Consider the following 23,628-nt stretch of genomic DNA (forward strand, 5'->3'; position numbering starts at 1 on the left):
AGAGAGATAGACAGCGCGGCGGGCAAAACTGCCCACCGATGTCTCAGGATATTTCACGACGGAAAGGAGGCAACGCATTGAGGATCGCCTTGCCGTAGCGCTGGGTGACCAGCCGCCGATCCAGCAAGGTGATGGTGCCGCGGTCTTCTTCGGTGCGCAGCAGACGGCCGCAGGCCTGGACCAGCTTCAGCGAGGCGTCGGGCACCGAGATTTCCATGAACGGATTGCCGCCCCGGGCTTCGATCCATTCCGACAGTGCGGCTTCGACCGGATCGTCCGGCACCGAGAACGGGATCTTGGCGATCACCACGTGCTCGCAGTAGGCGCCCGGCAAGTCCACGCCTTCGGCAAAACTGGCGAGGCCGAACAGCACGCTGGAATCGCCGCCATCGACCCGCGCCTTGTGCTTGTTCAGGGTTTCCTGTTTCGACAGGTTGCCTTGAATGAACACTTGCTTGCGCCAGTCGCGGTCGAGGCCGTCGAACACGTCCTGCATCTGTTTGCGCGACGAGAACAGCACCAGACTGCCGCGCGAGCCTTCGACCAGTTCCGGCAGATCACGGATGATCGCGGCGGTGTGGGCGGCGGCGTCGCGCGGATCGGCCTTCAGGTCCGGCACCCGCAACACACCGGCATCGGCGTGATGGAACGGACTCGGCACCACGGCGGTGACGGCTTTTTTCGGCAGACCGGCACGCATGCGGAAACGGTCGAAGGTGCCGAGTGCGGTCAAGGTCGCCGAGGTCACCAGACAGCCATAGGCCACGTTCCACAGGCTGCGGCGCAGGGTTTCGGCGGCAAGGATCGGGCTGGCGTTGACCTCGATGTCGAACAGCGAACCGCTTTCGGCCAGGGTCAGCCAGCGGGCCATCGGCGGGTTGTCTTCGGGGTCTTCGGCGGTGAACGCGGTCCACAGCTCCCAGTTGCCGGAAGCACGGGACAACAGGCTGCCGAACAGTGGATACCATTCTTCGGCCTGATTGCTGGCGATACCGATGTTGACCTCGCCGTCCATGCCTTCCTTGAGCAGATCGGTCAGGCGGGTAAACAGGTCATTGAGGCGGGCGAAGCCTTTTTTCAGCTCGATGCCCATCTCGCGCATGTGTTCCGGAATCACCCCGCCGATGAAGCGATGACGCGGGCGCTCGCGGCCTTCGACGTCTTCGCCGGGCTTGAAATCGGCGACCTGCTCGCAGGCGGTAAACATGAACTGCTGCTGGGTCTTGATCTCCCGCGCCAGCTCCGGCACCTGCTCGATCAGCTTGCCGAGGTCGCCCGGCAACGGGTGCTGGGCCAGCAGTTTGGTGAGGTTCTTGGCGGTGGTTTCCAGCCAGTCGGCAGTGGAACGCAGGCGCGTGTAATGAGCGAAGTGGCCGATGGCCTTGTCCGGCAGGTGGTGGCCTTCGTCGAACACATAAATGGTGTCGCGCGGATCCGGCAACACGGCCCCGCCACCCAGCGCCAGGTCGGCCAGCACCATGTCGTGGTTGGTGACGATCACGTCGACCTTGCCCATGCCTTCGCGGGCCTTATAGAAGGCGCACTGGCCGAAATTCGGGCAATGACGGTTGGTGCACTGGCTGTGATCGGTGGTCAGGCGCGCCCAGTCGGCGTCTTCCAGCGCGTTGGGCCAACTGTCACGGTCGCCGTCCCATTTATTGCCGGCGAGCTTCTCGATCATGCTGGTGAACAGCTTCTGGCTGGCCTCATCGACCTCGATCTTGAAGCCTTCTTCTTCGAACAGCTGCGCGGTGGCGGTCTGCGCATGGCCTTCCTGCAACAGCATGTCGAGCTTGGACAGGCACATGTAGCGGCCACGGCCCTTGGCCAGGGCGAAGCTGAAGTTCAGCCCGCTGTTGCGCATCAGGTCGGGCAAATCCTTGTAGACGATCTGCTCTTGCAGGGCGACGGTGGCGGTGGCGATCACCAGGCGTTTGCCGGCCAGTTTGGCGGTCGGGATCGCCGCCAGGCTGTAGGCCACGGTCTTGCCGGTACCGGTGCCGGCTTCCACCGCGACAATCGCGGGGTCGCCACTGCGCCGGCCTTCGTCGTCGGTGTCGATATCACCGAGGACCTTGGCGACTTCAGCGATCATCAGGCGCTGGCCGTAACGCGGCTTGAGGCTCTTGGCCTCTAGAAAACGCGAGTAGGCGCCCTGGATCGTGGTTTTGAGTTCAGTGCTGATCATTGAATGTCGGGCGCAAAAAACGCTGGATAAATTTTCAGTGGTTCGGATGGGGGGCTATCATACCCCGCGAATCAATCCTGCGCAGATCGGAGTACCCCAATGACACCTTTTAGCCTCATTTACCCCATCCATGTACTGGCCGCGCTGGTGTGGGTCGGCGGCATGTTTTTCGCCTGGATGGTGCTGCGCCCTGCGGCGATGAAGGCCCTGGACGGCCCCGGGCGCCTGACGCTCTGGGTGGAAGTGTTTCAAGGTTTTTTTCGTTGGGTGTGGGGAGCGGTGATTCTGCTACCGGTGACCGGAGTGGGCATGCTGCACCTGCAACACATCGCTTTCGATAACGCGCCGCGCTATGTACAGGTGATGATGGGGTTGTATGTGGTGATGACCGCGTTGTTCATCCGGATTCAGGCCTTGATGCTGCCGGAACTGCGCACGGCGGTGCAGGCGAAGGACTGGCCGGCGGGTGCGGCGGTGCTGGGGCGGATTCGCAAGGTGGTGGGGTTCAATCTGCTGGTCGGGATGCTGCTGGTGGCGGTGGCTGCCGCGCGGCCGATGATTTAATCGCGATCGCTCCCGCGCACGGCGCGGGAGCGATCAGGTGACAGATTACAACCGCTGTACGGTGACAGACCCCGCCGCACCCGCAGGCCCCGGCTGCCCGTCAGCCCCCGGTTTGCCGCTCTTGCCGCCATCGGCGCGATAGACCAGGCAGCCCTTGGACTTGCCACCCGCCCCCGGTTTGCCGCCAGGACCGGCCGGGCCACCGGCACCGCCGGCAACTTCGACCTTGATCAGCTCGGCCGGAAATTCGCGCGGCACTTCAAGACGCACCAGTGCGCCCGGTGCACCCGGCTGACCATCGCTGCCGTTGCTGCCATCAAAACCGTGTCCCGCCTGACCCCAGGTGCAACCCGGCTCCTGACCATTGGCGCCATCGAGCCCGACAAAGCCCGGTGCACCGGTGCCGCCACGGGCATCGACCACCAGTTTCGGCGCATTCAACGCCTTGAATTGCAGGTTCAGATTGCGCCCGGCGCGGGCGGCTTTTTCGTAGGTGCCCGGGGCGCCACGGGCGGTGATCTGGCTGCCCTCGGCAAATTGAGCGCGGATGACTTTCATATCCAGCGCCTGTTCGCTTGGCACAATGGCAATGCGCGCCTCATGGCCCAGTTGCAATTCGCCGACACTCAGCTCGGTCACGTTCGAAGGAATCAGCAAAGTGCCGTAATCGGCGACCACCAGTTTCTCCAGCTGCAAAGTGCTGGCGGTGTTGGGCAGACGCATCAGGGAATTGGTTTCGACGCTGACCACCTGGGCGCAGGCCAATGGACTGATGAATGCAGCGAGCAGGCAGAGTTTACGCATGGGAAGCCTCCGGAGCGGCCGGGGCCGGGATGGTTTGCAGGTGGAATACGCCAAACAACAGGATACGGCCACGATCACGCCAAGGGCGCGGACGGCCCTTGAGGCTGCGGTTGCACAGCAGCACTTCGAGCACGTGGATCGCCAGCAGCAGAGCGCCGGCCAGATTGACCAGCAGGTGCAGCGGATGAACAAACGGCACCAGCTGATTGGCCAGCACCACGCAGCAGAACAGCAGGGTCAACAATCGCCCCAGCCCACAGAACACCTTCATACGCTCCCCCGTGTTGCGAATTATTCTTTGGGCGCACAGTAACGGCTTCTGCAGGGGATAAGCCAGAGGGAAAAATGAAAAAAACCGATCCACCGCCGGATGGCTGCCGGTTCGACAAGGATCATCGACCGACAGCTCTAGCCTGCGGACTACAGACGCATCCTAACGATTGATGTGCAGTTCCACCCGACGGTTTTGTGCACGCCCCTCGTCCGTGTTGTTATCGGCGACCGGTTCGCTCTCGCCACGCCCTTCACTGGTGAGTTTGTTCGGCGCCAGCCCCTGACTCAGCAAATACTCCGCCACACTGCTGGCGCGGCGCTCCGAAAGTGCCTGGTTGTAGGCGTCCGAACCCTTGCTGTCGGTGTGACCGATGACCTTGATGCTCACCACGTCGGCATTGCGCAGTTTGTCCATCAGCGTGTCCAGCTGGCTTTTCGCGGCCGGTTTCAGATCGGACTTGTCGAAGTCGAACAGCACGTTGCCGGCATCGTTGAGGGTGATGACTTCGGTTTGCGGGGCCGGTTCGGCAGGTTTCTCGGTGACCGGATATTGCGGCAGCGGACAGCCACGGTGGTCGACCGGGGTGTTGGCCGGGGTATCGGGGCAACGGTCGCGGCGATCGAACACGCCGTCGTCGTCTTCATCGCCATCCTGGGCATAACAGATCAATCCGCCGGTGAGGATCCCCAGCGCAGCGCCACCGCCGGCCCAGCCGCCACTTTCGAGCGCGCCGAGACCGCCGCCGACCAGCCCGCCAATAAGGCTGCAGATCGGCCAGGTACGTTGATTGAGGGGAGCGGTGCCATCGCTGTGGGTGGCGCAACCGGTCAACAGACTGCCCAGCAGCAGAACCGGCAAGACGGACCTTGTAAGAACACTCATCGTTAAAGCTCCTGTGTCACCGGCCCATACCGGTTACACAGGAGTAAAGACCCGCATCCGCGACTGCACAAGCCGCGGATGCGAGGGGGCTAGCGGTTGATTTTGATTTCGGTACGACGGTTCAGCGCGCGACCGTCGGCAGTTTTGTTGTCCGCCACCGGCTGGCTTTCACCGGCACCGGTCACCGAAACGAAGCTGCTTTGCGGTACGCCGCTTTCGACGAGGTACTTGACCACCGAGTGCGCACGGCGATCCGACAGTTTCTGGTTGTAGGCATCGCTGCCGACGCTGTCGGTGTGGCCGGTCACGGTCAGTTGCGCCGTGCTGGATTCCTGTTTCAGGCGCGAAGCGACCTTATCCAGGACCAGTTTGTCGGCCGGGGTCAACGTGGCCTTGTCGAACTGGAAGTGAACATCGCGGATGACAATGGTTTCTTCCTTGACCACTACAGCTTCTTCGACCACTGGTGCAGGGGCTGGTGGAGGGCAGCCGTCAGCATCGACCTGTACGCCTTTAGGCGTGCCCGGGCACTTGTCGCGACTGTCCGGCACACCATCGCCGTCTTCGTCGCCATCACCGTGAACCCAGCAATAGGCTGCTGCCGTACCGCCGACGAGTAACGCGCCATACCCCGCCCATGCGGAGCTTTCGGTCGCGCCGAGACCCGCACCGACGACACCACCGACTGCCGCACAGGTCGGCCAGTCGGTTTTCTGCAAACCTGCGCAACCAGTCAACACACTGGTTAGCAGAACCAAGGGTAATGCTGTCCGAACTATGCTCATCTAGTTTTCTCCTGAGGGATCGGCTTAGAACCGATTCAGGGAGTAAAGACCGGAGTTTTAATCTCCGCCAGCAATAGGCCATTGCTGTTTGTGCGCCTGTTCACGGGACTTCGACGAATTTGCCGCAAACCCGCAGGACAGAGATCTAGGCCTTGGCGTCCGGGCAGGCTAGTCTTGGCGCTCAGATTGAGGAGCTTCGATGAACGTCGCCATTTCTTCCCGCACGCCACAGCAGGCATTGGCCGCCCTGCTCGACCGCTACGCCCCGGCACGTCTGCTGCTGATCGGCGCCAGCGAGTTCCCGGCGCTGGCTGCCTTCAAGGAAGCGCACCCGGACACCTGCGTCGCGCACGCCGCGCCCGGTGCGTTACCGGCGGAACTGGCGGCCCGGCGTTTCGACCTGGCGCTGGTGGTCGATTGCCTGGAACATTTGCCCAAGCGCGACGGCCTGAATCTGTTGGGCGGGATCCGCAACCTCAACGCCAGCCGCATCGCCGTGCTGGCGGATCTGCCGGCCAGCGGCTGGCAGGAAACCGATTTTTACTCTCTGGCCCTGCAAGCCAGCGAACGCTTCGCCCGTGACGAGCAGGTACTGACACTCTTCACCTACGATCTGCTTGACTACAAACAAGTCCCCGACTGGCTCAACTCGCGGTTCTGGGCCAATCCGGAAAACTTCGGGAAATACTGGTGGTAATGCAATGAGTACAGCCATTTGCCCTTGCGGCAGCGGCAACCTGCTGGATGCCTGCTGCGGTCACTATCACGCCGGCCACCCGGCCCCGTGCGCCGAAGCCCTGATGCGCTCGCGCTACAGCGCCTACGTGCTGGGCCTGATCGATTATCTGGTGGCCACCACCCTGCCCGCCCAGCAAGCGGGGCTGGATCGCCAGTCGATCAGCAACTGGAGCGCCCAGAGCACCTGGCTCGGTCTGGACGTGGAAAGCTCGGAAGTGCTCGGCGGCCAGCCGGAGCACGCGTTCGTCACCTTCACCGCGCGCTGGCATGACGGTCAGGGCGAACACAGCCACCGCGAGCGCTCGTCATTCGTGCAGAACAGCGGGCGCTGGTACTTCATCGACCCGACCGTGCAACTGAAGCTGGGCCGCAACGACGCCTGCCCGTGCGCCAGCGGCCAGAAGTTCAAGAAATGCTGTGCGGGGTATTTCGGCAGCTGAGGCTAGACTGGGCAGCAAAGGGAGTTAAACCATGCTCGGTCATTGGCGCACAATCCAGGTCTTCTCACTGCTCATGTTTCTGGGGCTCGGCGGCTGCGCGTCCTGGTTTACCGACGACGCCCGCGACCCCGCCGTGCACCTGGTGAAAGTCGAAGTGGTGCGCGCCAAGTTGCTGGAACAGAAATTCATCCTGCACTTTCGCATCGACAACCCCAATGACAGCGACCTGACCGTGCGCGGCTTGGAATACCGCATACACCTGGCCGACATGCTGCTGGCCGAAGGCGAGCACGAACACTGGATCACGGTGAACCCCAAAAGCAGCGCGTTTTACAAGGTGCCGATCCGTACCAACCTGTGGCCAAAGGTGAAAGAGGTGGTGAAAATGCTGAAAAACCCCAACCAGCAGATTCCCTACCGACTGGAGGGCGAGATGGAAACCGGTTTATTCATCGCGCACTACGTGCACCTGGTGCGCAATGGCGTGATAATCCCCGCCGATTTGATTACGGAGTGACCCCGATGACCCAGCAACCTCATGTCCATGGCCCAGACTGCAACCACGATCATGACCATCACCATGATCACGACCATGGCCATGTCCACGGCCCGAACTGCGGCCACGCCCACCAGGAACCGGTGCGCAACGCCCTGAAAGACGTTGGCCGCAACGACCCTTGCCCCTGCGGCAACGGCAAGAAATTCAAGAAGTGCCACGGCGCTTGATGTTTCGGGCGAAGACCTACTTCGCCTGACACACCGCCATCGCGAGCAAGCTCGCTCCCACAAGGGATCGCGCTCCATCAGGAGCAACTCGGTCGAATGTGGGAGCTGGCTTGCCAGCGATGAGGCCGGCGCACTCCCCGATCAGTATCAGACTGCCTCAAGAATCCCGGCACTGCTGACCACCGTCGCATACTCCCCGTGCAAGTTCCCCAGCGACATCGCATGTACCTCCTCAGCCGAACGCAACGCGCCGAAATAGTCGGCCTTGTCGAAGGTAAAGCACGCATCCTCCGCCACCCACGCGTCAAACCCCAGATTGCCCGCCGTGCGCGCCGTGGATTCCACCGAGTTGTTCGTCGCCACGCCGACAATGATCAACTGCCCGATCCCCGCCTCACGCAACTTAGCCTCAAGCCCCGTCGCACAAAACGCATCCGGCACCTGCTTCTGGATCAGCCACTCGCCGTCCTGCGGCAGAAACCTTTCCTGAAACTCCACCCCTTCTTGCTCGGGCCAGAACACCGAATCCGGTGAGCGCGACAAGTGCTGCACGTGGATCACCGGCCGACCGCTGCGCCGCCAGAAGTTCAGCAAGTCGAGGATTCGTTCTTCGGCCAAAGGATTATTCCGCCGCCCCAGACGCGGCTGCAGAATGCCTTTTTGCTGGTCGATGATGATCAGTGCAGCGTTGGCCTTGAGCTCCATGGCGATTTTTCTCACGCGGGGTCATTGAATTTCCCGTACTTGAGCATCACCTCCTGTGACTAAGCAAGCTATCGAACGCACACAGGACAACCTGAAGCCGGCGTTTGCTGTCCGCACGTAAGCCATTTTCCTGATTTGGAGCTTTCCATGATCGACCTGTATTACTGGACCACGCCCAACGGCCACAAGATTTCCCTGTTCCTCGAAGAAGCGGGCCTGCGCTACGACGTGCACCCGATCAACATCAGCCAGGGCGAGCAGTTCCAGCCGCACTTTCTGAAAATCGCCCCGAACAACCGCATCCCGGCCATCGTCGATCATGAGCCGGCCGATGGCGGCGAGCCGTTGTCGCTGTTCGAGTCCGGGGCGATCCTGCTGTACCTCGCGGAAAAGACCGGCAAGTTCCTGCCCAAGGATCTGCGTGGCCGCCAAGTGGCGCTGCAATGGCTGTTCTGGCAAATGGGCGGGCTGGGACCGATGGCCGGGCAGAACCATCATTTCAGCCAGTTCGCGCCGGAAAAAATCCCCTACGCGATCAAGCGCTACGTCGATGAAACCGCCCGTTTGTACGGGGTGCTGGACAAGCAACTGGCCAACAATGAGTTCGTCGCCGGCAGCGAATACAGCATCGCCGACATGGCGATCTACCCGTGGATCGTCTCCCACAAGTGGCAAAGCCAGAACCTCGAAGACTTCCCGAACGTGCAGCGCTGGTTCAACCACATCAAGGATCGCCCGGCGACCGTGAAGGCCTACGCGCTGGTGCAGAAGATCAATCCGCCGAAGGCTTGAGTCACCCGGCCTGATCGTTCCCGTGCGCGGGAACGATCAACGGGAAGAAATAACCGCTCGCCCCGCTTGCGCGGCCCCCTCCTGCTCACTAACGTAGCGGCTTTATTGCGCCCCCAGCCTCTACACCCCGCAGGAGCTTTGCCATGGCCTCGCCAGCCCTTTCACATTTTCTTCCCCGGTTCGGCGTTGCCGCAGCAGTGGCCGGTGTTCTGAGCCTGACCGGTTGTCAGACCTGGAACGCCCAGGACACCCTCCCGCCGACCTCCGGTGTGCAGCCGCTCAAGGGCCTGGCGCAGAACGTTTCGGTACGCCGCAATGCCATGGGCATGCCGCTGATCGAAAGCAACAGTTTCCACGACGCGTTGTTCGCCCTCGGCTATGTGCACGCCAGCGACCGGATCAATCAGATGGTCACCCTGCGCCTGCTGGCCCAGGGTCGTCTCGCGGAAATGTCCGGTTCGTCGATGCTCGACGCCGACCGTTACATGCGCGCCGTCAACCTGAAGAAAAGCGCTGGCGAGCTGTACAAGGCCTCGTCGCCACGGCTCAAGCGCTTCTTTGAGGTTTATGCCCGGGGCGTCAACGCCTACCTGTTCCGCTATGCCGACAAATTGCCGGGGGATCTGGCTTCCAGCGGCTACAAGCCTGAGTACTGGAAACCGGAAGATTCGGCGCTGATCTTCTGCCTGCTGAACTTCAGCCAGTCGGCCAACCTGCCGGAGGAAATCGCTTCGCTGGTGCTGGCACAGACCGTGACCAACGACAAACTGGCGTGGCTGACCCCGTCCGCTCCCGACGAAAACCTGCCGCTGGCCGAAGCCGACAAGCTGCAAGGCATCAAGCTCAACGGGCAGATTCCGGGGCTGACGGAACTGAGCAACGCCAGCGAACAACTGGCCGCCCTCAACCTGCTGGGCACTCAGTCATCGAACAACTGGGCCATCGCCCCGCAACGCAGCCGCAGCGGCAAGAGCCTGCTGGCCAGCGACAGCCATGGCCCGCTGGCCGCGCCGTCGCTGTGGAGTTTCGTGCAGATCCGCGCTCCGAAATACCAGGCCGCCGGCGTGACCGTGGCCGGTCTGCCGATGGTGCTCGGCGGTTTCAACGGCAAAGTGGCGTGGAGCCTGACCAGCGTGCTCGGCGATAACCAGGATCTGTTCCTGGAAAAAATCCGTCGTCAGGGCAGCAGCCTGACCTACGAGGTCAACGGCAAATGGCAACCGGTCGCCGTGCGCAACGAAACCTACTTCGTCAAAGGCCAGCGGCCGATTCGCGAAGCGGTGTACGAAACCCGCCATGGCGCGCTGCTCAACAGCACCCAGGCTGCCGCTCAGGGCACAGGTTTTGGCCTGGCCTTGCAGACGCCGAGCTTCACCGACGACAAATCACTCGATGCGTTTTTCGATCTGAGCCGCGCGCAGAACGTGGAACGCGCCTCGGACGCCACCCGGGAAATCCGCGCCATCGCGCTGAATCTGGTGTTTGCCGACGCCAGCAACATTGGCTGGCAAGTCACCGGGCGCTTCCCGAACCGCCGTGAAGGTGAAGGTTTGCTGCCGTCGCCGGGCTGGGAAGGTCGCTACGACTGGGACGGTTACGCCGACCCGATGCTCCACCCCTACGATCAGGACCCGGCCCAGGGCTGGCTCGGCACCGCCAACCAGCGGGTCATTCCCCACGGCTACGGCATGCAACTGTCCAATTCCTGGGCAGCGCCGGAGCGTGGCGAGCGCCTGGCCGAACTGGCCGGCAGCGGCAAGCATGACAGTCGCAGCGTGATTGCCATGCAGTACGACCAGACCACCACCTTCGCCGCCAAACTGAAGAAAATGTTTGAAGCACCGGGCATGGCGCAGCCGCTGAAACAGGCGATCGACGCACTGCCGGAAGCCGAGCGCAGCAAGGCCCGCGAGGCCTACACCCGTCTGATGGCGTTCGACGGCAAGCTCAGCCCGACCTCCGCCGACGCGGCGATCTACGAGCTGTTCCTGCAGGAAAGCATGAAGCAGATCTTCCTCGACGAACTCGGCCCGCAAAACAGTCCGGCGTGGAAAGCGTTCATCGCCAATGGCGACTTGTCCTACGCCGCCCAGGCCGATCACTTGCTCGGCCGCGAAGACAGTCCGTTCTGGGACGACGCCCGCACCCCGCAAAAAGAAGACAAACCGGCGATCCTCGCTCGCAGTCTGGCAGCAGCGATCAGCGCTGGCGACAGTCAGTTGGGCGGTGATCGCAGAGCCTGGCAGTGGGGCAAACTGCACCGCTACGAGTGGAAGAATGCCAACGGCCAGAGCGTTCGCGGTCCGATCGCGGCGGGCGGTGACCATACCACCCTGAACACGGCGGCATTTGCCTGGGGCCAGGACTTCAACACCACGCGTGCGCCGTCGATGCGCTTTATCGTCGACTTCGGTCAGAGCGAACCGCTGATGGGGCAGAACGGGACGGGGCAATCGGGGAATCCGGTGAACCCGAACTACCTGAACGGCATCGACCCGTGGCTCAAGGGCCAGTACATCGGCTTGCCGATGCAGCCGCAGAACTTTGACCGGGTGTATGGCAAGACGCGGTTGACGCTTACCCCCGGCAAATAAATCCCCATCTGATCGTTCCCACGTCGAGGCGTCGAACCGTCCGCGTGGGAATGCAGCCCGTGACGCTCCGCGTCACTGGACGCAGAGCGTCCCTTGAGGCATTCCCACGCAGAGCGTGGGAACGATCATGCGACAGTTCAGAAAATCAATAGAACTTCTGACTTCGCGCCAACCTCATAGCTAACAAGTCTTCCATTCCGGTAACGCCATGGACCTTGTTATCGCCCGCCCCGAAGGTTTGTACTGCCCCGCCGGGGATTTCTATATTGACCCGTGGCGACCCGTCGAGCGCTCGGTCATCACTCATGCCCACGGCGACCATGCCCGTGGCGGCAACCAGCATTATCTGGCTGCCAGCGCCGGTGAAGGGATTCTGCGCGCGCGTCTGGGCCAGGACATCAACCTGCAAACCCTCGACTACGGCCAGCGCCTGACCCACCACGGCGTCACCTTGAGTTTTCATCCCGCCGGTCATGTGCTCGGCTCGGCCCAGGTGCGGCTGGAATACGGCGGCGAAGTCTGGGTCGCATCCGGGGACTACAAGATCGAACCCGACGGCACCTGTGCGCCGTTCGAACCGGTGCGCTGCCACACCTTCATCACCGAATCGACCTTCGGCCTGCCGATTTACCGCTGGCAGCCGCAGGCGCAGGTGTTCGCCGAGATCAATCAGTGGTGGCAGGCCAACATCGAGGCCGGCAAGGCCAGCGTGCTGTTCTGCTATTCGTTCGGCAAGGCCCAGCGGATTCTCCACGGCATCGACGAAACCCTCGGGCCGATCCTCAGCCACGGTGCGGTGGAGCCGCTGAACCGTGTGTACCGCGAGGCCGGTGTCTACCTGCCGCCAACGATCTACGCCGGCGAGGTGAAAAAGAACGACCCGATGATGCGCCAGGCGCTGGTCATCGCCCCGCCCTCGGCCGGCGGCAGCAGTTGGATGCGCCGTTTCGGCGATTACAGCGACAGCTTCGCCAGCGGCTGGATGCGCCTGCGCGGCACCCGTCGGCGGCGCGGCGTGGATCGCGGCTTCGTGCTCTCGGATCACGCCGACTGGCCCGGTCTTTTATGGGCTATCGAACAGACCGGCGCCGAGCGGGTGATGGTCACCCACGGCTCGATTGGCGTGCTGGTGCGCCATCTGCGCGAGCAGGGTCTGGACGCACAGGGTTTCAACACCGAATACGGTGACGATGAGGAAGAGCTGCCTGCCGCCACGCCCCCCGTTGCCGAGGTGCAACCATGAAAGACTTCGCCGGGTTGTACGCCGAACTCGACGCCACCACCTCCAGCAACGCCAAACTGGCGGCCATGCAAACCTACTTCGCCCAGGCGCAACCGCAGGATGCCGCTTGGGCGGTGTACTTCTTGTCCGGCGGTCGGCCGCGGCAACTGGTGCCGGTGCGGATCCTGCGCGATCTCGCGGTCGAAATGTCCGGGTTGGCGCCATGGCTGTTCGAGGAGAGCTATCAAGCGGTCGGCGACCTGGCGGAAACCATCTCGCTGGTGTTGCCGGAACATCCATACACCTCCGAGGCCGGCCTCGCCGAATGGATCGAAGACAAACTGCTGCCCCTGCGCGGTGAAACCCCGGAATACCTCGCCCATCAGTTGCCCGCACTGTGGGCGCAACTGGATCGGCCGAGCCTGATGCTGTGCATCAAGTTGATCACCGGCAGCTTCCGGGTCGGCGTATCCAAGCTGCTGGTGACCCGCGCTCTGGCTTCCATGGCCGGGCTCGACAGCAAGCGAGTGGCGCAACGGCTGGTGGGTTACACCGACCTGTCCAACCGGCCGAACGCTGCCAGCTACCTGAAACTGATCGCCCCCGAATCCAGCGACGAGCACGCCCAGCGCGGCGGCCAGCCCTACCCGTTCTTCCTCGCCCACGCGCTGGCGCAACCGGTGGAAACCTTCGAAGCCCTGCTCGGGCCTGCCAGTAACTGGCAGGTGGAATGGAAGTGGGATGGCATTCGCGCGCAAGTGGTCAAGCGCGACGGAAAACTGTGGGTCTGGTCCCGGGGCGAAGAACTGGTCACCGAACGCTTTCCCGAACTCGACACACTGGTGCACGGGTTGCCCGACGGCACGGTGATCGACGGCGAAATCGTGGTCTGGAAAAACCGGCGCCCGGTCACCGAAGATGCTTTCGATCCGCAGTCGACAGAAGCTCCGGCGGTGCAACCCTTCGCGCTGTTGCAGCAACGGATTGGCCGTAAATCGCTGGACCGGAAAATCCTTGAAGACGCGCCGGTGGTGGTACTCGCCTATGACCTGCTCGAATGGCAGGGCGAAGACTGGCGCAACCAGCCCCAGGCCAGACGTCGTGAGCAACTGGAGCAGGTCATCGCCCGCTGCAACAACCCGGTGCTGCTGCCTTCGCCGATTCTGACGGGTGATGACTGGTTCGACCTCGCCCGCCAGCGCGAAGCCTCCAGACGCCTGGGGGTCGAAGGCATGATGCTCAAGGCCAGGGATGCGATGTATGGCGTCGGTCGCACCAAGGACATGGGCGTGTGGTGGAAATGGAAGGTCGACCCGTTCAGCGTCGACGCGGTGCTGATCTACGCCCAGCGCGGTCATGGCCGGCGCGCCAGCCTCTACAGCGATTACACCTTTGCGGTGTGGGACGGCCCGCCCGGTGCCAGTGCGCGGGCGTTGGTGCCCTTCGCCAAGGCCTATTCTGGGCTGACCGACGCGGAAATGCGCGAAGTCGACAGCATCGTGCGCAAGACCACCGTGGAAAAATTCGGTCCGGTCAGCAGCGTGAAGCCGAGCCTTGTGTTCGAACTGGGTTTCGAAGGCATCGCCCTCTCCCGTCGGCACAAGAGCGGCATCGCCGTGCGCTTCCCGCGCATGCTGCGCTGGCGCCAGGACAAGACCGTGGACGAGGCCGACAGCCTGGCGACCCTGCAAAACCTGTTGGTCTGACTCCTTCCCCCGATACTCCCCCTCACCCCGATCGTTCCCACGCTCCGCGTGGGAATGCCTCAATGGACGCTCTGCGTCCGCTTTGGGACGCGGAGCGTCCCGGGCTGCATTCCCACGCAGAGCGTGGGAATGATCCTCTGAACCATACTGGTGCAGCTTTTGCGGCGCGCCCGTTTTCGTGCACTGACCGGCCCCGGCATGCACTTGCTGCACCTTTTAAAACACTTGTTCGGGACTCTGGTTCGGAAATTGCTACTTTCTATAAGTCGTAAGCGCTCCAGTAACAATCATTCCGCGCCACAAGCGCTCATATTGGTTCTTAGGGATTGAATAATGAAAAAAGCATTGCTGACCCTTTCTGCACTGGCGTTGTGCATGGCCGCCGGCTCCGCGCTGGCCAAGGAATACAAAGAACTGCGGTTTGGCGTTGACCCTTCCTACGCACCGTTCGAGTCGAAAGCGGCAGACGGCAGCCTGGTTGGCTTCGACATCGATCTGGGCAACGCGATCTGCGCCGAGCTGAAGGTCAAGTGCAAATGGGTCGAAAGTGACTTCGACGGTATGATTCCGGGCCTCAAGGCCAATAAATTCGACGGTGTGATCTCGTCGATGACCGTTACCGAAGCCCGTGAAAAAGTCATCGACTTCTCCAGCGAGCTGTTCTCCGGCCCGACGGCCTACGTGTCGAAAAAAGGTTCGGGCATCACCGACGACGTCGCTTCCCTGAAAGGCAAAACCGTCGGCTACGAGCAAGGCACCATCCAGGAAGCCTATGCCAAAGCCGTGCTGGACAAAGCCGGCGTGAAAACCCAGGCCTATCAGAATCAGGACCAGGTGTATTCCGACCTGACCTCGGGCCGTCTCGATGCGGGCATTCAGGACATGTTGCAGGCCGAACTGGGCTTTCTGAAGTCGCCGCAAGGCGCTGATTATGAAGTCAGCAAGCCGGTCGACAACCACTTGCTGCCAGCCAAGACCGCTGTCGGTATTAAGAAAGGTAACACCGAGCTGAAAGCGCTTTTGGATAAAGGTATCAAAGCGTTACACGATGACGGCAAATACGCCGAGATTCAAAAGAAACACTTTGGCGATCTGAATCTGTACAGCGGCAAATAATGCCCCGGCGCCCATCCTCGATGGGCGCCTTTTTCATTCAGTCAGGTTGCTGATTTATGTTCGAAACCCTCTTACAAAATCTGGGGCTCTCCGCCTTCAGCCTCAAGGGCTTTGGCCCGTTGCTGTTGGAAGGCACCTGGATGACCATCAAATTGTCGGCGTTGTCGCTGCTGGTGGCCGTGTTGCTCGGCCTGCTCGGCGCCAGTGCCAAGCTGTCAAAAGTCAAACTGCTGCGCCTGCCCGCCCAGCTCTACACCACGCTGATTCGCGGGGTGCCGGACCTGGTGCTGATGCTGCTGATCTTCTACAGCCTGCAAACCTGGCTGACGACGCTCACCGATTACCTGGAATGGGAATACATTGAGATCGACCCGTTCAGCGCCGGGGTCCTGACCCTGGGCTTCATTTACGGCGCGTACTTCACTGAAACCTTCCGCGGGGCGATTCTCGCCGTGCCGCGCGGTCAGGTCGAAGCCGCCACCGCCTATGGTCTCAAGCGCGGCCAGCGCTTTCGCTTCGTGGTGTTCCCGCAAATGATGCGCTTCGCCCTGCCGGGCATCGGCAACAACTGGATGGTGATGCTCAAGGCCACTGCGCTGGTTTCGATCATCGGCCTGGCCGATCTGGTCAAGGCCGCGCAGGACGCCGGCAAGAGCACCTATCAGCTGTTTTACTTCCTGGTGCTCGCCGCGTTGATTTACCTGCTCATCACCAGTGCCTCGAACTTCATCCTGCGCTGGCTCGAACGCCGCTACGCCGCCGGTGCAAGGGAGGCCGTACGATGATCGAACTCCTGCAGGAATACTGGAAAGCCTTCCTTTATACCGACGGTCAGAACATCACTGGTCTTGCGATGACGATGTGGCTGCTCAGCGCCTCGATCTTCTTCGGCTTCATCGTGTCGATTCCGCTGTCGATCGCCCGGGTCTCGCCGCACTTCTACATTCGCTGGCCGGTGCAGTTCTACACCTACCTGTTCCGTGGCACGCCGCTCTATATCCAGCTGCTGATCTGCTACACCGGGATCTACAGCCTGGCCGCCGTGCGCGCGCAGCCGCTGCTCGACAGTTTCTTTCGCGATGCGATGAACTGCACGATCCTGGCCTTCGCCCTCAACACTTGCGCCTACACCACGGAGATTTTCGCCGGGGCGATCCGCAGCATGAACCACGGTGAAGTCGAAGCGGCCAAGGCCTACGGGCTGACCGGCTGGAAGCTGTATGCCTACGTGATCATGCCGTCGGCGCTGCGCCGTTCGTTGCCGTACTACAGCAACGAAGTGATCCTGATGCTGCACTCGACCACCGTGGCCTTCACCGCGACCATCCCCGACATCCTGAAAGTCGCGCGGGACGCCAACTCGGCGACCTTCCTGACCTTTCAGTCGTTCGGCATCGCCGCGCTGATCTACCTGACCATCACCTTTGCGCTGGTCGGCCTGTTCCGCCTTGCCGAACGCCGATGGCTGGCCTTCCTCGGCCCGACCCACTAGGACCCATTAGAGATGCGTCATCAGATACACGACCTGCTGGCCCCGCTGCCGGGGACCGCACGACAGATCCACAGTTTTCACTTTGGCCCGGACAAGGCCCGAGGCAAGATCTACATCCAGTCTTCGCTGCACGCCGACGAACTGCCCGGCATGCTCGTGGCCTGGCACCTCAAGCAGCGCCTGGCGGAGCTGGAAGCCGCCGGCCGCCTGCGCAGCGAAATCGTGCTGGTGCCGGTGGCCAACCCGGTCGGCCTCGAACAGGTGCTGATGGATGTGCCGCTGGGCCGCTACGAATTGGAGAGCGGGCAGAACTTCAACCGCTGGTTTGTCGACCTCAGCGAGGAAATCGGCAACGAGATCGAAACACAGCTGTGCGACGACCCGCAGCGCAACCTTGAGCTGATCCGCGCCAGCCTGCGCAATGCCCTCGCCCGCCAGACCGCCAGCACCCAACTGCAATCCCAGCGCCTGACCCTGCAACGGCTGGCCTGCGATGCGGACATGGTGCTCGACCTGCATTGCGATTTCGAATCCGTGGTTCACCTCTACACAACGCCCGAGGCCTGGCCGCAGGTCGAGCCGCTGGCGCGCTACATCGAATCCCAGGCGAGCCTGTTGGCCACCGACTCCGGCGGCCAGTCGTTCGATGAGTGCTTCACCCTGCTGTGGTGGCAATTGAAGGAGCGCTTCGGCGAACACTTCGAGATTCCGCTCGGCAGTTTCTCGGTCACCGTCGAGTTGCGTGGCCAGGGGGATGTCACCCATCCGCTGGCCAGTCGCGATTGCCAGGCGCTGATCGATTACCTGATTCATTTCGGAGCCATCGTCGGCGAGCCCAAAGCCTTGCCGGCCCTGCCACATCCCGCCACACCTTTGGCCGGCGTAGAACCGGTGGCCACTCCCGTCGGCGGCCTGCTCGTCTACACCGCCACACCCGGCCAGCTTCTGGAAGCCGGGCAGAAAATCGCCGAAATCATCGACCCGATCAGCGACCGGGTCACACCAGTCCATTGCACCGCTTCCGGTCTGCTCTACGCCCGCTCGCTGCGGCGCATGGCCACCGCCGGGATGGTGATCGCCCACGTCGCGGGCGCCGAAGCCTATCGCAGCGGCTATCTACTTTCGCCTTGAGGATGCCTGTCCCATGTACAAATTGACCGTTGAAGGCCTGCACAAAAGCTATGGCGACCATCAGGTGCTCAAAGGCGTGTCGCTCAAGGCCAGGACCGGTGACGTGATCAGCCTGATCGGCGCCAGCGGCTCGGGCAAAAGCACCTTTTTGCGCTGCATCAACTTTCTCGAACAACCCAACGACGGCGCGATGAGCCTCGATGGCCAGGCGATCCGCATGGTCACCGACCGCCACGGCATGCACGTCGCCGACGCCGATGAACTGCAACGCCTGCGCACCCGGCTGGCAATGGTATTTCAGCACTTCAACCTGTGGAGCCACATGACCGTGCTGGAAAACATCACCATGGCCCCGCGCCGGGTGCTGGGCTGCAGCAAACAGGAAGCCGACGACCGCGCCCGGCGTTATCTGGAAAAGGTCGGCCTGCCGGCACGGGTGGCCGATCAGTACCCGGCGTTTCTCTCCGGCGGCCAGCAACAGCGGGTGGCGATTGCCCGGGCTTTGGCGATGGAGCCGGAAGTCATGCTGTTCGACGAACCGACTTCGGCACTTGACCCGGAGCTGGTCGGCGAAGTGCTCAAGGTGATTCAGGGCCTGGCCGAAGAAGGCCGGACCATGATCATGGTCACCCATGAAATGAGCTTTGCGCGCAAGGTCTCAAGCCAGGTGCTGTTCCTGCATCAGGGGCTGGTGGAAGAAGAAGGCGCACCCGAAGAAGTGCTGGGCAATCCGAAAAGCGAACGCCTGAAGCAATTCCTCAGCGGCAATCTCAAGTAAAACTATTGCCCGGCCGGCGCGGTCATTGAAGGAACACCTTCAGAGCACACGTCGCCGGCATGGGCACTTCCACCGACTTCGCCAAATACTGGTTCAGCGCCCGCGACTGGAAGCCTTTCGCCTTTCAAAAACAGGTGTGGGCCGCGGTCAAACGGAGCGAGTCCGGCCTGCTGCACGCCAGTACCGGCGCCGGTAAAACCTACGCGGTGTGGTTTGCCGCGCTCAATCGGTTTGCCCGCTCCAGGCCTGCTGCTGAAACCACCCGCAAACGCCCACCGCCGGCCGAACCGCTGACAGTCTTGTGGATCACCCCCATGCGCGCGCTGGCTGCCGACACCGCGCGCGCCCTGCAAGCGCCGCTGGACGATCTGCAGATTCCCTGGAGCGTCGGCCTGCGCACTGGCGACACCGGCAGCAGCGAACGCGCCCGGCAGAACCGGCGCCTGCCCACCACGCTGATCACCACCCCGGAAAGCCTGACCCTGATGCTCGCCCGGGCCGACGCGCAAACGGCGCTGTCGACGCTGCGTATGGTCGTGGTGGATGAGTGGCACGAATTGCTCGGCAACAAGCGCGGCGTGCAATTGCAACTGGCCCTCGCCCGGCTACGGCGCTGGCAGCCGGGGCTGATCGTCTGGGGCGTTTCCGCGACGCTCGGCAATCAGTCCCACGCCGAACAGGTGCTGATCCCACAGGGCGGCGGCGTGAGTATTCAGGGGCAAAGCGAAAAGTCGCTCAAGGTCGATACCCTGCTCCCACCGGCCATCGAACGATTTCCCTGGGCCGGGCACATCGGTCTGAAGATGTTGCCGCAGGTGGTCGCCGAACTGGACGTCTGCGCCAGCAGCCTGGTGTTCACCAACACCCGGGCGCAATCGGAAATCTGGTATCAGGCCTTGCTGGAAGCGCGGCCGGACTGGGCCGGTTTGATTGCCCTGCACCACAGCTCTCTGTCCCGCGACACCCGCGACTGGGTCGAGCAGGCGCTGAAGAACGGCCAACTCAAAGCCGTGGTCTGCACTTCAAGCCTGGATCTGGGGGTGGATTTCCTGCCGGTGGAGCGGGTGCTGCAGATTGGCTCGGCCAAAGGCGTGGCGCGGCTGATGCAGCGTGCCGGACGTTCGGGGCATGCGCCCGGCAGAACGTCTCGGGTCACGCTGGTGCCGACCCACAGCCTGGAGCTGATTGAAGCTGCGGCCGCTGGCGATGCCGTGGCACAGCGGCGGATCGAACCGCGACTGTCACCGCACAAACCGCTGGATGTGCTGGTGCAGCATCTGGTCAGCATGGCCCTGGGCGGTGGCTTTGTTCCCGATGAGCTGTACGAAGAAGTCCGTGGTGCCTGGGCCTATCGCGACCTGACACCAGCAGACTGGGCCTGGGCGCTGGCGTTCGTACGCCACGGCGGGATGTCGCTGACGGCGTACCCGGATTACCGCCGGGTCGAGCCGGATGAGCACGGGATCTGGCGCGTCCCCGATGCCCGCCTGGCGCGCCGCCATCGCATGAGCATCGGCACCATCGTCAGCGATGCCAGCATTCACCTGAAATTCTGGAGCAAGGGCGGTGGCGGCAAACAACTGGGCAGCGTGGAAGAAAGCTTCATCGCACGCCTGAAACCCGGTGATGGTTTTCTGTTCGCCGGGCGCTTGCTGGAACTGGTGCGGGTGGAAAACATGACCGCCTACGTCAAACGCAGCACCGCAAAAAAAGCCGCCGTACCGCGCTGGAATGGCGGACGCATGCCGCTCTCCAATGAGTTGGCGGAAGCCGTGGTCAGCCGCTTCAGCGCGGCGGCACACGGTGAGTTTGCCGGCCCGGAAATGCACGCCTTGCGCCCGCTGCTGGAAACACAGATGCGCTGGTCGGGCCTGCCGACAGACAACAACCTGCTGGCCGAAGTGCTGAAATCCCGCGAAGGCTGGCACCTTTTCCTCTACCCGTTTGCCGGACGCCAGGTGCATCTGGGGCTGGCCAGCCTGCTGGCGTGGCGGGCCAGTCAGCGCTTGCCTGTGACCTTCTCGATTGCGGTCAACGATTACGGACTGGAACTGCTCAGCGCCACGCCCGTTGACTGGTCTGTACAGCTGAATCAGGCCCTGCTCAGTCCCGAAGGTTTGTTGAGGGATGTGCTGGCCAGCCTCAACGCGGGCGAACTGGCGCTGCGCAGGTTTCGGGAAATCGCGCGGATAGCCGGCCTGGTGTTCGCCGGTTACCCCGGCGCGCCGAAAAGTACACGTCAGGTGCAGGCCTCCAGCGGGCTGTTTTTTGAAGTGTTCAAACAATACGACGCCGACAACCTGCTACTGGCGCAGGCCGGGGAAGAAGTCCTGCGGGAAGAACTGGATATTCGTCGACTTGAACAGACATTGGAGCGGATCAATCGGATGAAACTGGACATGCACTTGATCAAACGTCCTACACCGCTCGGCTTTCCATTGCTGGTGGAGCGCATGCGCGAAAGCATGAGTTCGGAAAAACTTGCCGACCGGATCCGGCGCATGGTTGGCGATCTGGAGAAAACCGCCGACACAGGCCAATCCCGATGAACGCGCCCTACCCCTTGCGTCTGGCAGGCGAAGAACTCTGGTTACTGCCGGAAAAGGCGCTTTACTGGCCAGCGCAACAGGCGCTGCTGATTGCCGATGTGCATTTCGGCAAGGCAGCCGCTTATCGTCGACTTGGCCAACCGGTTCCGCAGGGCACTACGACGAGCAATATCGCGGTGATCGAGCAATTGCTGGCGAAGCTGCCGTGTCGGCAACTGATCTTTCTGGGGGACTTTCTGCACGGACCTGGCTCCCACGCCCCCGACACCTTGCAGGCTTTGGCGCAGTGGCGGGCGCGTCATGCCGACCTGCCGATGACGCTGATTCGCGGCAATCACGACAAGCGGGCGGGCGATCCGCCGCTAGCGCTGAACATCCGGGTGGTGCCAGAGCCGTTGCTGCTAGGGCCCTTCGCGTTGCAACACGAGCCGGATCCGCACCCTGAGCGGCACGTCCTCGCAGGGCACGTACACCCGGTTTATCGATTGATCGGCAAGGGGCGTCAGCGTTTACGGCTGGCGTGTTTCAGGCTCGGAGAACGCATCAGCCTGCTGCCGGCCTTTGGTGCCTTCACCGGTGGTTTTCCAGTGGAGAAGGAAGACAGCTGTCGGATCTTTGTCATTGGCGACAACGAAATATGGCCCGTCGGCTGAAGTCCTGTTCAGGATTCAGCCGACGGGCCATGCATTCAATCACGCGACGGGCGCGGGTGGCGGTTTGTCCGGCAACGTAGGTTCGCCGGGCTCGGTCGGTTCTTCGTTGGGGGTATCGGGATCGGGCTGGTGAGGGATTCCGCCGGCCGTGGTGATGGGTGGGTGTGCCAACAACGACCAGGCCATTACGCCAACCTGATTGGGCTCGAGCCTTGCCAGTTCGGCAGTGATTTGCGGATCGATCTTCATGGAGCACTCCTCGGCGAAGGCCCGTCCCGCTGTTCGCGAAACGGGCAGTACACCTCATAGAGTGTCTACCCGCCGAAGAATTCCCGGTAACTGCCGGATGGACGGATCAGGTGCGCGGCAGGGTCACGCCACGCTGGCCCTGGTATTTGCCGGCACGGTCCTTGTAGGACACTTCGCATTCCTCGTCGGATTCGAGGAACAGCATCTGCGCCACGCCTTCATTCGCGTAGATCTTCGCCGGCAGGTTGGTGGTGTTGGAGAACTCCAGGGTCACCTGGCCTTCCCACTCGGGCTCGAGCGGGGTGACGTTGACGATGATGCCGCAACGGGCGTAAGTGCTCTTGCCCAGGCAGATGGTCAGGACGTTGCGTGGAATACGGAAGTATTCAACGGTCGTGGCCAAGGCAAAGGAGTTCGGCGGAATGATGCAGACATCGCTGTGGACGTCGACAAAACTGCCGGCGTCGAAGTTTTTCGGATCGACGATGGCCGAATTGATGTTGGTGAACACCTTGAAATGATTGGTGCAACGCACATCGTAGCCGTAGCTCGACACACCGTAGGAGATCACACGGCTGTCGTCACTGCCACGTACCTGGCGCTCGACGAACGGCTCGATCATGCCGTGTTCCTGCGCCATGCGGCGAATCCACTTGTCCGATTTGATGCTCATGGCGGGTGTCCTGAATAGCGAGGTGGAAAAAATCTGTCCGGCATCTTACCGGGCGCGCTGCCGGGTTCAAAGTCCGGGCTGCAAATCTCGGCGAACGTGCAGGAATTACGCGCCCTGGCGACGAACCGTCACACCGTCGATCCCTAAAACAGAGAAACCTTCGCAAGAAGCATTGGCACGTTCCGGAAAAAGGGTTAAGGTGGCGCCACTGTGCTGCTTGTGTCACTGAGAATCTCTACACGATATGTTGAATTTCGATCCAACCATCTACAAGAATTTTTCCTGCTCTTTGCACTCAGTCTCGGCCAGGGTTCTTCCTGAGTCGCAGTTATCTTTGTTCAAGGAGTTACACCATGTCTAATCGCCAAACCGGTACCGTTAAGTGGTTCAACGATGAAAAAGGCTTCGGCTTCATCACTCCACAATCCGGTGACGACCTGTTCGTTCACTTCAAAGCTATCCAATCCGACGGCTTCAAAAGCCTGAAAGAAGGCCAACAGGTTTCTTTCATCGCTACCCGCGGTCAGAAAGGCATGCAAGCTGAAGAAGTACAAGTTATCTAACTTG

Annotated in this window: 25 protein-coding genes; 17 read left to right on the forward strand and 8 right to left on the reverse strand. The window is 62.0% G+C overall.

What is annotated here, in order from left to right; genetic code table 11:
- Nucleotides 1-43: 43 nt before the first annotated feature.
- Complete coding sequence (dinG, locus tag ACODTD_RS18120) at nucleotides 44-2,188, reverse strand: ATP-dependent DNA helicase DinG (RefSeq protein WP_221615141.1); 2,145 nt, start codon at nucleotides 2,186-2,188, stop codon at nucleotides 44-46.
- A 99-nt stretch (nucleotides 2,189-2,287) separates the two neighbouring features.
- On the opposite strand from dinG, the gene ACODTD_RS18125 reads away from it, so the two are divergent.
- Nucleotides 2,288-2,752: a CopD family protein gene (locus tag ACODTD_RS18125; RefSeq protein WP_011332782.1), complete on the forward strand. Its 465-nt coding sequence runs from the start codon at nucleotides 2,288-2,290 to the stop codon at nucleotides 2,750-2,752.
- A 45-nt stretch (nucleotides 2,753-2,797) separates the two neighbouring features.
- Here ACODTD_RS18125 and ACODTD_RS18130 read toward each other — a convergent pair whose 3' ends face one another.
- From ACODTD_RS18130 to ACODTD_RS18145, 4 genes are all read right to left on the reverse strand, one after another.
- Nucleotides 2,798-3,556: a collagen-like protein gene (locus ACODTD_RS18130; RefSeq protein WP_285356705.1), complete on the reverse strand. Its 759-nt coding sequence runs from the start codon at nucleotides 3,554-3,556 to the stop codon at nucleotides 2,798-2,800.
- Nucleotides 3,549-3,827 (reverse strand): DUF1145 domain-containing protein, encoded by a 279-nt coding sequence (locus ACODTD_RS18135; protein WP_011332780.1) that lies wholly within the window; start codon nucleotides 3,825-3,827, stop codon nucleotides 3,549-3,551. Before ACODTD_RS18135 ends, ACODTD_RS18130 begins: the two co-directional genes overlap by 8 nt.
- A 162-nt stretch (nucleotides 3,828-3,989) precedes the next feature.
- Nucleotides 3,990-4,712, reverse strand: a complete 723-nt coding sequence (locus ACODTD_RS18140) for a PA1041 family peptidoglycan-binding anchor lipoprotein (protein ID WP_007952001.1) — start codon at nucleotides 4,710-4,712, stop codon at nucleotides 3,990-3,992.
- A gap of 89 nt (nucleotides 4,713-4,801) precedes the next feature.
- Entirely contained in the window at nucleotides 4,802-5,497 is a 696-nt protein-coding gene (locus tag ACODTD_RS18145; protein ID WP_011332779.1) for a PA1041 family peptidoglycan-binding anchor lipoprotein, read from the reverse strand.
- Nucleotides 5,498-5,696: 199 nt separating this feature from the next.
- On the opposite strand from ACODTD_RS18145, the gene ACODTD_RS18150 reads away from it, so the two are divergent.
- The 4 genes from ACODTD_RS18150 to ACODTD_RS18165 are packed head-to-tail and all read left to right on the forward strand — an operon-like array spanning nucleotide 5,697 to nucleotide 7,401.
- On the forward strand, nucleotides 5,697-6,194 hold the full coding sequence (locus ACODTD_RS18150) for a DUF6231 family protein (protein WP_011332778.1): 498 nt from the start codon (nucleotides 5,697-5,699) through the stop codon (nucleotides 6,192-6,194).
- Nucleotides 6,195-6,198: 4 nt separating this feature from the next.
- Nucleotides 6,199-6,675: a YchJ family protein gene (locus tag ACODTD_RS18155; RefSeq protein WP_011332777.1), complete on the forward strand. Its 477-nt coding sequence runs from the start codon at nucleotides 6,199-6,201 to the stop codon at nucleotides 6,673-6,675.
- 31 nt (nucleotides 6,676-6,706) lie between these two features.
- Nucleotides 6,707-7,192: an LEA/WHy family protein gene (locus ACODTD_RS18160; RefSeq protein WP_489105073.1), complete on the forward strand. Its 486-nt coding sequence runs from the start codon at nucleotides 6,707-6,709 to the stop codon at nucleotides 7,190-7,192.
- 5 nt (nucleotides 7,193-7,197) lie between these two features.
- Nucleotides 7,198-7,401, forward strand: coding sequence for an SEC-C metal-binding domain-containing protein (locus tag ACODTD_RS18165; RefSeq protein ID WP_003198420.1), 204 nt, complete (start codon nucleotides 7,198-7,200; stop codon nucleotides 7,399-7,401).
- A 147-nt stretch (nucleotides 7,402-7,548) separates the two neighbouring features.
- On the opposite strand, the gene ACODTD_RS18170 is transcribed toward ACODTD_RS18165, so the two are convergent.
- Entirely contained in the window at nucleotides 7,549-8,106 is a 558-nt protein-coding gene (locus tag ACODTD_RS18170; protein ID WP_489105078.1) for a cysteine hydrolase family protein, read from the reverse strand.
- Between the two features lie 147 nt (nucleotides 8,107-8,253).
- On the opposite strand from ACODTD_RS18170, the gene ACODTD_RS18175 reads away from it, so the two are divergent.
- The 11 genes from ACODTD_RS18175 (at nucleotide 8,254) to pdeM (ending at nucleotide 22,139) form a co-directional block, all read left to right on the forward strand.
- Nucleotides 8,254-8,898 carry a glutathione binding-like protein gene (locus ACODTD_RS18175; protein WP_201816822.1) on the forward strand — a complete coding sequence of 215 codons (645 nt, stop codon included), beginning with the start codon at nucleotides 8,254-8,256 and terminating at the stop codon, nucleotides 8,896-8,898.
- 143 nt (nucleotides 8,899-9,041) lie between these two features.
- Nucleotides 9,042-11,492 (forward strand): penicillin acylase family protein, encoded by a 2,451-nt coding sequence (locus tag ACODTD_RS18180; protein WP_489105074.1) that lies wholly within the window; start codon nucleotides 9,042-9,044, stop codon nucleotides 11,490-11,492.
- A gap of 208 nt (nucleotides 11,493-11,700) precedes the next feature.
- The gene (locus ACODTD_RS18185; RefSeq protein ID WP_489105075.1) at nucleotides 11,701-12,735 is read left to right on the forward strand and encodes a ligase-associated DNA damage response exonuclease; all 1,035 of its coding nucleotides are present in this window, start codon (nucleotides 11,701-11,703) and stop codon (nucleotides 12,733-12,735) included.
- Nucleotides 12,732-14,420 carry an ATP-dependent DNA ligase gene (locus tag ACODTD_RS18190; protein ID WP_011332770.1) on the forward strand — a complete coding sequence of 563 codons (1,689 nt, stop codon included), beginning with the start codon at nucleotides 12,732-12,734 and terminating at the stop codon, nucleotides 14,418-14,420. The genes ACODTD_RS18185 and ACODTD_RS18190 overlap by 4 nt, the downstream gene beginning before the upstream one ends.
- A 333-nt stretch (nucleotides 14,421-14,753) precedes the next feature.
- Nucleotides 14,754-15,536, forward strand: coding sequence for a transporter substrate-binding domain-containing protein (locus tag ACODTD_RS18195; RefSeq protein ID WP_011332769.1), 783 nt, complete (start codon nucleotides 14,754-14,756; stop codon nucleotides 15,534-15,536).
- A gap of 56 nt (nucleotides 15,537-15,592) precedes the next feature.
- Nucleotides 15,593-16,321, forward strand: coding sequence for an ABC transporter permease (locus ACODTD_RS18200; RefSeq protein WP_085647837.1), 729 nt, complete (start codon nucleotides 15,593-15,595; stop codon nucleotides 16,319-16,321).
- The gene (locus ACODTD_RS18205) at nucleotides 16,318-17,028 is read left to right on the forward strand and encodes an ABC transporter permease (protein WP_011332767.1); all 711 of its coding nucleotides are present in this window, start codon (nucleotides 16,318-16,320) and stop codon (nucleotides 17,026-17,028) included. Before ACODTD_RS18200 ends, ACODTD_RS18205 begins: the two co-directional genes overlap by 4 nt.
- Before the next feature lie 12 nt (nucleotides 17,029-17,040).
- On the forward strand, nucleotides 17,041-18,159 hold the full coding sequence (locus tag ACODTD_RS18210; RefSeq protein ID WP_085655626.1) for a succinylglutamate desuccinylase/aspartoacylase family protein: 1,119 nt from the start codon (nucleotides 17,041-17,043) through the stop codon (nucleotides 18,157-18,159).
- 13 nt (nucleotides 18,160-18,172) lie between these two features.
- Complete coding sequence (locus ACODTD_RS18215) at nucleotides 18,173-18,937, forward strand: ABC transporter ATP-binding protein (RefSeq protein WP_039771333.1); 765 nt, start codon at nucleotides 18,173-18,175, stop codon at nucleotides 18,935-18,937.
- A gap of 59 nt (nucleotides 18,938-18,996) precedes the next feature.
- On the forward strand, nucleotides 18,997-21,486 hold the full coding sequence (locus ACODTD_RS18220) for a ligase-associated DNA damage response DEXH box helicase (protein ID WP_285356688.1): 2,490 nt from the start codon (nucleotides 18,997-18,999) through the stop codon (nucleotides 21,484-21,486).
- Nucleotides 21,483-22,139, forward strand: a complete 657-nt coding sequence (pdeM, locus tag ACODTD_RS18225; protein ID WP_221615137.1) for a ligase-associated DNA damage response endonuclease PdeM — start codon at nucleotides 21,483-21,485, stop codon at nucleotides 22,137-22,139. The genes ACODTD_RS18220 and pdeM overlap by 4 nt, the downstream gene beginning before the upstream one ends.
- 39 nt (nucleotides 22,140-22,178) lie before the next feature.
- Here the strand turns inward: pdeM and ACODTD_RS18230 are convergent, their stop codons facing one another.
- Nucleotides 22,179-22,388: a hypothetical protein gene (locus ACODTD_RS18230; RefSeq protein ID WP_011332763.1), complete on the reverse strand. Its 210-nt coding sequence runs from the start codon at nucleotides 22,386-22,388 to the stop codon at nucleotides 22,179-22,181.
- Nucleotides 22,389-22,494: 106 nt separating this feature from the next.
- Entirely contained in the window at nucleotides 22,495-23,061 is a 567-nt protein-coding gene (gene dcd, locus ACODTD_RS18235) for a dCTP deaminase (protein WP_007954988.1), read from the reverse strand.
- 353 nt (nucleotides 23,062-23,414) lie between these two features.
- Between dcd and ACODTD_RS18240 the strand changes: the two genes are divergently transcribed.
- Nucleotides 23,415-23,624, forward strand: a complete 210-nt coding sequence (locus ACODTD_RS18240; protein ID WP_002554837.1) for a cold-shock protein — start codon at nucleotides 23,415-23,417, stop codon at nucleotides 23,622-23,624.
- Nucleotides 23,625-23,628 lie beyond the last annotated feature (4 nt).

It is taken from the genome of Pseudomonas sp. FG35, assembly GCF_057809295.1.

Coding starts and splice junctions, on each gene's coding strand:
- ACODTD_RS18160 (WP_489105073.1), top strand. CDS start 6,707: ATGCTCGGTCATTGGCGCACAATCCAGGTCTTCTCACTGCTCATGTTT.
- ACODTD_RS18135 (WP_011332780.1), bottom strand. CDS start 3,827: ATGAAGGTGTTCTGTGGGCTGGGGCGATTGTTGACCCTGCTGTTCTGC.
- ACODTD_RS18150 (WP_011332778.1), top strand. CDS start 5,697: ATGAACGTCGCCATTTCTTCCCGCACGCCACAGCAGGCATTGGCCGCC.
- ACODTD_RS18155 (WP_011332777.1), top strand. CDS start 6,199: ATGAGTACAGCCATTTGCCCTTGCGGCAGCGGCAACCTGCTGGATGCC.
- ACODTD_RS18200 (WP_085647837.1), top strand. CDS start 15,593: ATGTTCGAAACCCTCTTACAAAATCTGGGGCTCTCCGCCTTCAGCCTC.
- ACODTD_RS18210 (WP_085655626.1), top strand. CDS start 17,041: ATGCGTCATCAGATACACGACCTGCTGGCCCCGCTGCCGGGGACCGCA.
- ACODTD_RS18230 (WP_011332763.1), bottom strand. CDS start 22,388: ATGAAGATCGATCCGCAAATCACTGCCGAACTGGCAAGGCTCGAGCCC.
- ACODTD_RS18170 (WP_489105078.1), bottom strand. CDS start 8,106: ATGGAGCTCAAGGCCAACGCTGCACTGATCATCATCGACCAGCAAAAA.
- ACODTD_RS18215 (WP_039771333.1), top strand. CDS start 18,173: ATGTACAAATTGACCGTTGAAGGCCTGCACAAAAGCTATGGCGACCAT.
- ACODTD_RS18240 (WP_002554837.1), top strand. CDS start 23,415: ATGTCTAATCGCCAAACCGGTACCGTTAAGTGGTTCAACGATGAAAAA.
- ACODTD_RS18145 (WP_011332779.1), bottom strand. CDS start 5,497: ATGAGCATAGTTCGGACAGCATTACCCTTGGTTCTGCTAACCAGTGTG.
- ACODTD_RS18140 (WP_007952001.1), bottom strand. CDS start 4,712: ATGAGTGTTCTTACAAGGTCCGTCTTGCCGGTTCTGCTGCTGGGCAGT.
- dcd (WP_007954988.1), bottom strand. CDS start 23,061: ATGAGCATCAAATCGGACAAGTGGATTCGCCGCATGGCGCAGGAACAC.
- dinG (WP_221615141.1), bottom strand. CDS start 2,188: ATGATCAGCACTGAACTCAAAACCACGATCCAGGGCGCCTACTCGCGT.
- pdeM (WP_221615137.1), top strand. CDS start 21,483: ATGAACGCGCCCTACCCCTTGCGTCTGGCAGGCGAAGAACTCTGGTTA.
- ACODTD_RS18185 (WP_489105075.1), top strand. CDS start 11,701: ATGGACCTTGTTATCGCCCGCCCCGAAGGTTTGTACTGCCCCGCCGGG.
- ACODTD_RS18165 (WP_003198420.1), top strand. CDS start 7,198: ATGACCCAGCAACCTCATGTCCATGGCCCAGACTGCAACCACGATCAT.
- ACODTD_RS18130 (WP_285356705.1), bottom strand. CDS start 3,556: ATGCGTAAACTCTGCCTGCTCGCTGCATTCATCAGTCCATTGGCCTGC.
- ACODTD_RS18125 (WP_011332782.1), top strand. CDS start 2,288: ATGACACCTTTTAGCCTCATTTACCCCATCCATGTACTGGCCGCGCTG.
- ACODTD_RS18220 (WP_285356688.1), top strand. CDS start 18,997: ATGGGCACTTCCACCGACTTCGCCAAATACTGGTTCAGCGCCCGCGAC.
- ACODTD_RS18205 (WP_011332767.1), top strand. CDS start 16,318: ATGATCGAACTCCTGCAGGAATACTGGAAAGCCTTCCTTTATACCGAC.
- ACODTD_RS18175 (WP_201816822.1), top strand. CDS start 8,254: ATGATCGACCTGTATTACTGGACCACGCCCAACGGCCACAAGATTTCC.
- ACODTD_RS18180 (WP_489105074.1), top strand. CDS start 9,042: ATGGCCTCGCCAGCCCTTTCACATTTTCTTCCCCGGTTCGGCGTTGCC.
- ACODTD_RS18195 (WP_011332769.1), top strand. CDS start 14,754: ATGAAAAAAGCATTGCTGACCCTTTCTGCACTGGCGTTGTGCATGGCC.
- ACODTD_RS18190 (WP_011332770.1), top strand. CDS start 12,732: ATGAAAGACTTCGCCGGGTTGTACGCCGAACTCGACGCCACCACCTCC.